Raw genomic sequence first — 6542 nt, 5'->3', positions numbered from 1 at the left:
GGTTCGAGTCCAGTAGCGGGCACCAAATTCGTTCTTTATGAACAAGCAAAAAAGCCCACCTAGCGTGGGCTTTTTTGTGCCTGTCATATTTACATAGTTATTCATTTCGTTTCAGCCTCAATAGTTTAGTTTCAGCAGACTCTTGTCTGGTTAGGCACAATTAGTTCCTTTCGTGCCCATGCAGTGCCCACGTTCAACTAACACGGCAAGTTTAGGCTGTCGCTACGCTCTCACCACTAAGAACTTAAATCTCAGCTTACTTTTAATCTTCCAACTAATGGTCTTCGGACTACGTCTACTATTGAAAATAACTAAAGGGCTGTATCATTCACCTTGAGTCAATGCATAGATTCAGCTGAGGGCTGTGACAGGTCTTACATTAGTACCGCTTGTGTTTCTATACGTATGGTTTTTTTAATTTAGAACTAGTCACTATTCACCGCAAACGGGTGATACGTTAATCTCTCTTTCGGCTTCTCATTTGAATCAGTTTGAGAACTCCGAACTGAGTCTCTCCTACGAGTCTCTGCCTCTTTTGACTTGTCGCGTAGAACAAGCTTGCCATCTACTTCTATCCAGACATTTTTGTTGTAAGTTGGCACAGTTCTAGGCGTTGGTTCTTCGTTAAATTCTAACGGGCTAGGGACATAGCTGGCCTTTCGTCGGATGCTCTTACCGTTATCAATATCATCCATACGCTCTAACATCCGTTTAACAACAGTACTTTGAGGTTTTCCTATTGGTTTGGATTTGCTTTTTACGCTAGGTTGAGGTGAAACTTTTACTGCAACAGAAGCATTGCTACGCTCACTTGTTTTAAGTTTCAGTAACTCTCGATCTTTTTGCCTGATAACGTGACCAAGTAAATCAATACTCTTTTCACTATTTTCGAGATTTTCTTTAAGTGGGATAACCTCTCCATTTTGTTTCTGATATAAGAGCCGTAAACGCTGAACCTCTTTTTCTGCTGCCTCTAACTTCTTCGAGACCTTTTTATGTGATTTGAAGGCATAAATAGCAGGTGCGATTAATGACCCTAAAACGATCGCTGCGATCAATTCTATTTCCATAGAGCTCATCGAGCTTCAATCTCGCTAAACCATTCGTTTGTACTCCAATCACTTGTGTTTTGGCTCGTTCGGATTGATACCGTCTGACCAATAAGCGTTTGTGCTTTCTCAAAGACTTCAATAGCAGTCTCTTTATACTTGTTAATACTCATCTTACGAACATCACCAGTACTATTTTCGATAAGCACTATAGAGCCAGACTTTCTAGCGGAAGTTAATGTACCAAAATCATTCCAAACAAAATTATTCATATCCAAACCTCATAATCCGTTGTACAGCTGCATTCTAGCTCTCTATTTGTGAGCTGTTTTCGAGCACCTAGTACTTATTTAAGGAAGATAGTCCGGGATTAGAAAAAATAGATCAATGAACAGAAACAAAGTTTTACATTAAGTTCTCAATCAGCAAACAATGGTCGGGTAGACGACACTTGTTACCAAGTGCCGTCCCCCTAAGAACCCAGCGTGCAACTTTCACTGCACTAGGCTCAAGCCTTCACGAAGGCATCGTTTGATACCCAGCAACTTATAAAGCAGCGAGAGTAGGCTCCTTCCAAGAGTTGCGAGCTTGCCTTTTTGACTTTCTCTTAGCCAAGTATTCTTGGTGTTGAGGGTCATATGGTGTCGCTGCACTTCGGATTTTTACATGTCTCTCGATCGGTACTTTGGCTATTTGGAAGAGATTGAACTGGCAATCCATATCCATGATCTTCTGCCAACCATGAAAATGCCATTGGCCTTTTCGGTTGACGAAGTATTTAAGGGCCACCCAAGTTTTGGATTTTGTCGGATGACGCCTCACTGCCCAGTACCATAATGCAAGAAATAGCTTATGACCTACATATCCGAATACCTGTTTAGCCACGCAATGGCGATAATAATTAGCCCAACCCCTTAATTTCGGATTTATCAGTTTGATAAGATCGTTTACAGAGGTTGTTGCATGCTTTTTGATGAGTTCGCGCAGATTACTCAAGAACAGCAATGTGTTAGATTTACTCGGTTTAATGAGCAATTTCCCTTTGTACTTTCTGTGATTGAACCCTAGAAAGTTAAAGCCGTTATCGATGTGTGTAATGTGCGTTTTCTCTTCGGATAATGTTAAGCCTCTTTCCGCTAAAAATTCAGCGATCAACGGTTTGATATCGTTCTCCAACACTTCCTTTGAAGCGCAGGTGACGACGAAATCGTCGGCGTATCCAATGAAATTGGCTCTACTACCCTTTTTGAGGGCCGTAGACTTAATATGCTGCTCAAGTCCAGCAAGAGTCATTAGCATCAAGGTTGGTGATATTATCCCACCTTGCGGTGTTCCCTCATCGGTGCGATAAAACAGGCCTTTGTCCATAAAGCCAGATTTTAGCCATTGTTCCAACATTCTCTTATCAATAACGATGTTATCAAGAAGCCATTGATGGCCGATCTTGTCGAAACAAGCTTTAATATCCCCTTCAAGTACCCATTTAGCTGATTTCTTTAATGCCAAACATTTGAAACACTGCCCAACTGCATCGGCAGTACTGCGATTTGGCCTAAATCCATAACTATTAGGGTCAGCAAGCATTTCCGATATAGGCTCTAATGCAAGAAGATGGAGGGCTTGTTGCGCTCTGTCAATCATGCATGGAATGCCTAATGGTCTGAGCTTGCCGTTCTTTTTAGGGATGTAGATACGCTTAAGCGGTTGGGCTTTGTACGCCTTTCGACTCAATTGATTAACTGCTTTTATGCGGCGTGCATCTGTGTTCCAGATGACACCATCTATTCCAGACGTTTTACTACCTTTATTTTGAGATACTCGCCTTACTGCAAGAAGCTTGGCTGAGCGAGAATGAGTTAGTATCCACTGCAAGGCTTTCGCTTTACCGTGTTTACCTTCTCTAGTTGCCTTTGCGATACGCATCTGAAGCTTTAATACATGCGACTCAATAGATTTCCAGTCGATAGACTGCCATTGAGCACTGTCAGGAGAGGCACTAATCTCTTTAGAAATCATCATTTGCGTTTCTCCTTAAATAAAGTTCTTCAAACTCTCTCGCAACGAAAGACCAGTCGGAAGTGGGCTCACTTTCGTGACCAGACACGAGTCTGTATCTGCATCGTTACAATGCAGCCTTCGCTTTCTCCGACCTCCTTTACCCGCATCACTATCGGCCACAAGGGCTTTCCCATAGGGAGCGATACAGGCTTACCCAACTCCTTTCCGACTCTCGTTGCCGTTTTGGCCACAGCGTATTAACCACTTCCGCTGCTTCATCATATGACGCACCTTTAATGGATTCACATACGTTCATCATATTGACTCCCTAGCACTTACCCGAATTGTGGTTTCAGGAGGAACATCCTCTCACGATTTTGTTCCCACTCAGCCTAACGGCCAAGTTTCGTTACATTGTCAGATCCGCTACTTTATTCAGGATCTTAGGGTCATCTGGTGATACAGATGGTTCACTCTTGTCGTGGTGAACAACGCTTCATACGACTTCAGGTCGCACGGGCAAAACTAAGCTAGCGACTTGCTTTGCTCAATAAACTAGCAGTAACTGTACTATTAGGAGAGGGCTTATTAACCTAAGATAAAGTCCTTGTTCCAAACAATAGATCATCTGGAAGGGGAAATTGAAGTGGGATAGTTGAGAGATCGCTATGATCTAGATACGTATCTAACTGGCTCTTATTCTGGTATGTACTCTATAAGCTCTTCGATCTTACATTCGAAGAATTTACACAATTCATTCAAAGTGGTCGTTGTGGTTGTATAACCTTTGTTATTAGCAAGCTTTGACATTGCGGAGCTTTGAACTCCAACGGCTTCGGCAACTTCAGATAAAGTAATCTTACGTTTTTCGCGTAACGATTTAATCTCTAGTAATTCTTTAATATTATATTTAATCATTTCTATATAATTATTTGGTATATAAATCGTCTTGATAGGACGAATTAATGACTCTATAGTTTGTCTTGTCAGGACGAAGGTTATTCTTGGCTAGCAAATAAGGAGGTCATTATGGACCAAACATTATTGACTGCAAAAGAGCTCGCAAGTCGTATCAAATTTAGCGCCAACTATATTAACGCGACATTGCGAGACTCTCTTTTCATCGAAGGTAAGCATTACATCCGACCTTTCAATGGTCGCAAAATTCTCTACATTTGGGAAGCTATTGAGCGGGATTTGTATCAATCTGCATCTCGAAATCAAAATATAATTCCAATGGCAGGAGGGCGTATCTGTTATGGGTAAAGTACGAGAACGAAATGGAAAACTATTTTTGGATTTTAGGTACAACGATATCCGATGCAGAGAACAGACAGCCTTACCTAATACCATTCAAAATACCAGGAAGTTGCAAAAGCTGCTCAATCAGATAGATGCCGACATAAGACTGGGGTCTTTCGTCTATAGAGATTACTTTCCAAGCTCAAGCAGAGCTGTTCGATTTCTTGAGGAGGACTGTAAGGCCGAAAAGGTAAAGCAGGAAATGTTGGGAAGTTATAAAAGTGCAATACACGAAGCACAAGGTACTTCTCTTATTTCATTAGAAGACTTTGCCGTTGAGTGGTATGAAGAAAACGAGAGTCGATGGAAAGAAAGCTATAAGGAGAGTATTCGTTTATACCTTTACAGATACCTTGTTCCACACTTTGGAAGTACTTCTATTGATCAGATCTCTAGGCCAGATATTTTGAAGTTCAGAGCCGAATTAGCTAAACCAAAATCGGGTAAGAAACTATCAGCAGAGTTTATTAATCACGTGATGACGCCATTAAGGATGATGCTGTCAGAAGCTGCAGATCGTTATGAATTTAGAACTCCTTTTGAAAATATTAAAGCGTTGAGAATTGATAAAAGAGACGTTCAGCCGTTTAGTCTTGAGGAAGTAATGCATTTTCTCGACAAAATTAGGGATGACTACAAGACGTATTTCACCACACGCTTCTTCACTGGTATGCGGACTTCAGAGATTGATGGTTTGAAGTGGCAATACGTAGATTTTAATTTGAAAACAATTTCTGTTCGTGAAACTTATGTGCATGGGCGAATGGATACAGTTAAGACGACAGGTTCTGCTAGAGATATTCAAATGAACTCTCATGTTTATGAGGCTTTGGAAAAGCAATTCAAGTTAACAGGGAAAGGAGAGTTCGTTTTTACTAATGCTTCAGGGAACCCTTTGGATAAAGGGAATGTCCGAGATCGAATTTGGAAGCCTGCGCTAAAAGAGATGGGGTTAAAGTATCGTCGTCCGTACGAAACGCGTCATACTTATGCCACTCTGATGCTGGCCGCTGGTGAAGCCCCTGAGTGGATAGCTAGGCAAATGGGGCATACGACGACCAAGATGCTTTTTCAGACATACAGCCGTTTCGTTCCTAATTTAACGCGGAATGATGGAAGTGCATTTGAACGTCTATTGAAAAAAGCTAATAGTGGTGGGTTAGGAGGGGATAAATGAAGTATTCTCCTTTGGCAATCCATTGCACTAGTTTGTGCTTCGATGTGATTCAAGGGCAACATTTCAAAGCCATGTCACATCAGGATATCGATGAAAGCTATCAAGAAGTCTATTGTTTGGTAAGAGAAAGAACGTCATTACACCCAATGCATTATGTAAGAGAGCATAAGTTTGTGAGTGAGGTGGCGGAAGTTGTAGTAACGGTGCTTCATCACTGCTTGAATGAGCCTATAAAGCGGGATTCTGATTGGGTACTTGAAGTTATTGAAGCATCAATTGATAAGTCAATAAAACGATATGTAAATTGAATGCTTAGCTTTATTGCTCATAGCTCCTAGAACGTCGATGTTCGCGTTAATCTAGGGGCTAAAATATTATTGTTACTTCTGCACGAATGTTCGTTTCGGTTGTCACTAAAAAATAAATGAGATTTTAAAGGGATTAATATGCTTAAAGTTGGAGTGATCGATTATATAGCGACAGGAGAAGGTCGACATATCTATATAAAAATCGGAACTGAAGACTCTATTCGACGCAACGTTGGAGATTGGCTTTATCAAGGTGCAGACATATTCTATTGAAGAATGGTTGGAAATTGATAGAGCCTCTGATTCCAGTAATCAGCGAAACTCAGCTGTAGTTATTCTTAAAACATATGCTCCTGCGTTATGGGATGCGATGGTAAAAGGTTTAGTTATGAACGTGGATATTGAATACCACGATAATCAAAGCTAACTAAGGCTTCGGTTTTAGCCACATTTATGAACCTCCTTTTAGTAGACACGTTTTTCACAAGCTAATAAACCTCATTTCGAAACCCCTTCAAATATTATGCTTCTCAACGAAACGACTTAGTTTGAGAGGCCTACCATGTGTAAACAATCTAGTTACAGCAAATACCAAAAGCGTGTAATAAAATTTTTATATGGTCTACTTGCCAGAAGCGTTATCGTTACTGTCAACTAGAAAAATAGTAATTAAAGTGCGTAAGATTCATTACATTTCGTAATTTAAAT

7 protein-coding genes are annotated in these 6542 nt (G+C 40.7%); 3 read left to right on the top strand and 4 right to left on the bottom strand.

Annotated elements, in window-relative coordinates; all coding sequences use genetic code 11:
- Nucleotides 1-425: 425 nt before the first annotated feature.
- The 4 genes from AB4154_RS03835 to AB4154_RS03820 all read right to left on the bottom strand — a co-directional run bounded on the left by AB4154_RS03835 (nt 426) and on the right by AB4154_RS03820 (nt 3965).
- Nucleotides 426-1070 carry a hypothetical protein gene (locus AB4154_RS03835; protein WP_372122249.1) on the bottom strand — a complete coding sequence of 215 codons (645 nt, stop codon included), beginning with the start codon at nt 1068-1070 and terminating at the stop codon, nt 426-428.
- A gap of 5 nt (nt 1071-1075) precedes the next feature.
- On the bottom strand, nt 1076-1321 hold the full coding sequence (locus AB4154_RS03830) for a hypothetical protein (RefSeq protein ID WP_258185320.1): 246 nt from the start codon (nt 1319-1321) through the stop codon (nt 1076-1078).
- A 274-nt stretch (nt 1322-1595) separates the two neighbouring features.
- Complete coding sequence (gene ltrA, locus AB4154_RS03825) at nt 1596-3068, bottom strand: group II intron reverse transcriptase/maturase (protein ID WP_372122247.1); 1473 nt, start codon at nt 3066-3068, stop codon at nt 1596-1598.
- A 675-nt stretch (nt 3069-3743) separates the two neighbouring features.
- Nucleotides 3744-3965, bottom strand: coding sequence for a helix-turn-helix domain-containing protein (locus AB4154_RS03820; protein ID WP_372122245.1), 222 nt, complete (start codon nt 3963-3965; stop codon nt 3744-3746).
- Between the two features lie 111 nt (nt 3966-4076).
- On the opposite strand from AB4154_RS03820, the gene AB4154_RS03815 reads away from it, so the two are divergent.
- From AB4154_RS03815 to AB4154_RS03805, 3 genes are read left to right on the top strand one after another with little or no spacing between them, the layout of a single operon-like run.
- The gene (locus AB4154_RS03815) at nt 4077-4313 is read left to right on the top strand and encodes a hypothetical protein (protein WP_017070423.1); all 237 of its coding nucleotides are present in this window, start codon (nt 4077-4079) and stop codon (nt 4311-4313) included.
- On the top strand, nt 4306-5526 hold the full coding sequence (locus tag AB4154_RS03810; RefSeq protein WP_372122244.1) for an Arm DNA-binding domain-containing protein: 1221 nt from the start codon (nt 4306-4308) through the stop codon (nt 5524-5526). Before AB4154_RS03815 ends, AB4154_RS03810 begins: the two co-directional genes overlap by 8 nt.
- The gene (locus tag AB4154_RS03805; RefSeq protein ID WP_372122242.1) at nt 5523-5834 is read left to right on the top strand and encodes a hypothetical protein; all 312 of its coding nucleotides are present in this window, start codon (nt 5523-5525) and stop codon (nt 5832-5834) included. Before AB4154_RS03810 ends, AB4154_RS03805 begins: the two co-directional genes overlap by 4 nt.
- The last annotated feature ends 708 nt before the right edge of the window (nt 5835-6542 follow it).

It is taken from the genome of Vibrio sp. 10N.286.51.B11, from assembly GCF_041469245.1.
In the GTDB taxonomy this organism is placed as follows: Bacteria; Pseudomonadota; Gammaproteobacteria; order Enterobacterales; family Vibrionaceae; genus Vibrio; species Vibrio crassostreae_C.
This window is presented reverse-complemented; position numbering and strand designations above follow the sequence as displayed.

Excerpts from the sequence above, each read along its gene's own strand:
- AB4154_RS03835 (WP_372122249.1), bottom strand. The coding sequence starts at position 1,070 with ATGGAAATAGAATTGATCGCAGCGATCGTTTTAGGGTCATTAATCGCA.
- AB4154_RS03830 (WP_258185320.1), bottom strand. The coding sequence starts at position 1,321 with ATGAATAATTTTGTTTGGAATGATTTTGGTACATTAACTTCCGCTAGA.
- ltrA (WP_372122247.1), bottom strand. The coding sequence starts at position 3,068 with ATGATGATTTCTAAAGAGATTAGTGCCTCTCCTGACAGTGCTCAATGG.
- AB4154_RS03820 (WP_372122245.1), bottom strand. The coding sequence starts at position 3,965 with ATGATTAAATATAATATTAAAGAATTACTAGAGATTAAATCGTTACGC.
- AB4154_RS03815 (WP_017070423.1), top strand. The coding sequence starts at position 4,077 with ATGGACCAAACATTATTGACTGCAAAAGAGCTCGCAAGTCGTATCAAA.
- AB4154_RS03810 (WP_372122244.1), top strand. The coding sequence starts at position 4,306 with ATGGGTAAAGTACGAGAACGAAATGGAAAACTATTTTTGGATTTTAGG.
- AB4154_RS03805 (WP_372122242.1), top strand. The coding sequence starts at position 5,523 with ATGAAGTATTCTCCTTTGGCAATCCATTGCACTAGTTTGTGCTTCGAT.